The sequence below is a fragment of the Blastomonas sp. genome (assembly GCF_041747255.1).
Lineage (GTDB): Bacteria > Pseudomonadota > Alphaproteobacteria > Sphingomonadales > Sphingomonadaceae > Blastomonas.
Genome location: NZ_JBGTFM010000504.1, coordinates 1 through 2,966 on the forward strand (window position 1 = coordinate 1; position 2,966 = coordinate 2,966).

Here is a 2,966-nt window from a genome sequence, read left to right on the forward strand (position 1 = left end):
CCGCGCCGCGCGACACCGCTGCGCCCGCGCCCGCGCCCGCCCCTGCCGCCGCTGCTGCGTTCGAAACCGACATTCCGCATGAGAAAGCCAAGCTTTCCAACATGCGCAAGACCATCGCGCGCCGCCTGACCGAGGCCAAACAGACGATCCCGCACATCTATCTCACGCTCGATATCCAGCTCGACAAGCTGCTCAAGCTGCGCGCCGAGCTCAACAAGGCGCTCGAGGCGCAGGGCGTGAAGCTTTCGGTCAACGATCTGCTCATCAAGGCGCTCGCCAAGGGGCTGATGCAGGTGCCCAAGTGTAACGTCAGCTTTGCGGGCGATAGCCTGATCAGCTACAGCCGCGCCGATGTCTCGGTCGCGGTCAGCACGCCTGCGGGCCTGATCACGCCGATCATCGCCAGCGCCGACACCAAGGCGGTAGGCGCGATCTCGACCGAGATGAAGGAGCTTGCGGGACGCGCCAAGGAGGGCAAGCTTCAACCGCACGAATATCAGGGCGGTACCGCCAGCCTTTCCAACATGGGCATGTTCGGCATCAAGCATTTCGAGGCGGTGATCAACCCGCCGCAGGGCATGATCATGGCCATCGGCGCGGGCGAAAAGCGCCCGTATCTGGTCGATGACGCGCTCGGCATCGCCACCGTGATGAGCGCCACCGGCAGCTTCGACCACCGGGCCATCGACGGCGCCGACGGCGCGCAACTGATGCAGGCGTTCAAGGACCTGTGCGAGAACCCACTGGGGATGCTGGCCTGAGATGCCAAAGGTTCCCGTAACGGATGCCTGCCTGTGGCTGAGGCATATCGACGATGAGTCGTTCAGGGGTGCGCTCGCGAGCATTCATCCGGGCTCTCGGGTAGCGTTGACGGTCGATGGTGAGCCGGTTGATTTTGAGCGCATGGCGACAGGCAGTAATGCTCAGCCGACTATGGGCTTCAAGCCTGTTGGGGCCGCAAAGACGCACTGGCAGTTGTTGTATGAGGCGCAAAAGGGCCAAAGTGTAGAGTTAGCATTCCGTGGATCGCTTGGCTGATGCGCAATGATCCCAGAAGCCTCTCTCCCCTTGCGGGAGAGAGGTTGGAGAGAGGGGGGCGGCGCGCCTTTTCCCCTCTCCCCTTGAGGGAGAGGGAGGGGCCCATCGCGCCAGCGATGGGAGGGTGAGGGCATGAAGCCGAAATACTCCTTGCAGACACTCGGTCGCGCGCAGGCATTGCGGCGCGAGCCCACCGACGCCGAGTGCAAACTCTGGGCGATCCTGCGCGCTGGTCAGCTTAATGGCGCGAAGTTTCGCAGGCAGCAGCCGATTGGTCCGTTCATCGTCGATTTTGTCTGTCAGAAGCACCGCCTGATCATCGAGGCCGATGGCGGACAGCATTGCGACAGCGAGCCCGATTTGAAGCGCGACGCCTACTTGCGCGCAAAGGGCCATCGGGTGTTGCGGTTCTGGAACAGCGACATACTGGGGGATACTGAGGCTGTGGGGGAAGAAATCCTGCGGGCGCTGGCGGGCCCTCACCCTCCCACCGCTGCGCGGCGGGCCCCTCCCTCTCCCTCACGGGGAGAGGGGTTTGCACTATGACCGTCCTCGCCATCCTCTTCCGCCGCCTGCTGCTGCCGACGCTCATCGCCACGCTGGTCGGGCGGTTCACGTTCAACGTCGCGCAGACCGGTGAGGTTGATATCGCCAATACCTTTGTCGATGCGATGGATGCGGGCTATACGTTCTTCATGGTGCTGGTCATCCTGTCCGGGGTGACGCTCGTCGCCTACGCCTTGCGCGCGCTGCGGATGTCGGTTTGGTTCCGCATGCCGGTGCTGCTGCTGACGGCGGCGGGCACGGGCTTTGCGCTGGTGTTATACCTGACCGAGGTTGTTGCTTATGCTGAGCTTGTCTACGCCCCGGCGGTGGCCGCGTGCCTGGTGTGGATGGCGTGCAATATCGATCTGCTCAAACGTGTGAACAAGGGGGCTCACCATGGCTGAAACTTTTGACCTCATCATCCTGGGCTCGGGGCCCGGCGGCTATGTCTCGGCGATCCGCGCGGCGCAGCTTGGCCTCAAGGTCGCCATCGTCGAGCGCGAGAAGCTGGGCGGCATTTGCCTCAACTGGGGCTGCATCCCCACCAAGGCGCTGCTGCGCACGTCTGAAATCTATCATTACATGAGCCACGCGGGCAATTACGGCCTCACCGCCGAGAAGGTCGGGTTCGAGCTGGAAAAGATCGTCGCGCGCAGCCGCGCGGTCTCAGGCCAGCTCAACGCGGGCGTCAAGGGGCTGATGAAGAAGAACAAGGTCACCGTGGTCGAGGGCACCGGCACGCTGACCGCCGTCGGCAAGGTCAAGGTGACGCAGGGCGACCAGACGCGCGAGCTTGAGGCCAAGGAGATCATCGTCGCCACCGGCGCACGCGCGCGCGACCTGCCGTTCGCCAAGGCCGATGGCAAGCGCATCTGGACCTATCGCCACGCGATGACGCCTGCTGAAATGCCGAGCAAGCTGCTGGTCATCGGATCGGGCGCGATCGGCGTCGAGTTCGCCAGCTTCTACAGCGACATGGGCGCGGAGGTGACCATCGTCGAGATGCTGGAGCGCATCCTGCCGGTCGAGGACGCCGATGTCAGCGCGTTCATGGAAAAGGCGCTGAAGAAGCAGAAAATGACCATCCTCACCGGCGCGGGCGTCGAGGCGCTGGCCGACACCGGCAAGGGTGTGACGGCGAAGATCAAGGCGAAGGACGGCAAGAGCGAGGAGCACCAGTTCAGCCACGCCATCGTCGCCATCGGCATCGTGCCGAACACGGAAGACATCGGGCTGGAGGCGCTGGGCGTGAAGACCGAGCGCGGCCATATCGTCGTCGACGGCTTCGGCCAGACCAACGTGCCCGGCATCCGCGCCATCGGCGATGTCACCGGCCCGCCGTGGCTGGCGCACAAGGCGAGCCACGAGGGCATCATCGCGGT

The 2,966-nt window shown here is 64.1% G+C and carries 4 protein-coding genes; all 4 read left to right on the forward strand.

What is annotated here, in order from left to right; all coding sequences use genetic code 11:
• A partial coding sequence (locus ACEW8G_RS16640) for a 2-oxo acid dehydrogenase subunit E2 (protein WP_373489509.1) occupies window positions 1–761 on the forward strand: 761 nt, incomplete at its 5' end.
• Between the two features lie 409 nt (window positions 762–1,170).
• The gene (locus tag ACEW8G_RS16645) at window positions 1,171–1,584 is read left to right on the forward strand and encodes an endonuclease domain-containing protein (RefSeq protein WP_373489510.1); all 414 of its coding nucleotides are present in this window, start codon (window positions 1,171–1,173) and stop codon (window positions 1,582–1,584) included.
• Window positions 1,581–1,988 carry a hypothetical protein gene (locus ACEW8G_RS16650; protein ID WP_373489511.1) on the forward strand — a complete coding sequence of 136 codons (408 nt, stop codon included), beginning with the start codon at window positions 1,581–1,583 and terminating at the stop codon, window positions 1,986–1,988. Before ACEW8G_RS16645 ends, ACEW8G_RS16650 begins: the two co-directional genes overlap by 4 nt.
• Window positions 1,981–2,966: FAD-dependent oxidoreductase (locus ACEW8G_RS16655; protein WP_373489512.1), on the forward strand; the 986-nt coding region annotated here is incomplete at its 3' end. The genes ACEW8G_RS16650 and ACEW8G_RS16655, both read left to right, overlap by 8 nt.

Coding starts and splice junctions, on each gene's coding strand:
- ACEW8G_RS16645 (WP_373489510.1), top strand. CDS start 1,171: ATGAAGCCGAAATACTCCTTGCAGACACTCGGTCGCGCGCAGGCATTG.
- ACEW8G_RS16650 (WP_373489511.1), top strand. CDS start 1,581: ATGACCGTCCTCGCCATCCTCTTCCGCCGCCTGCTGCTGCCGACGCTC.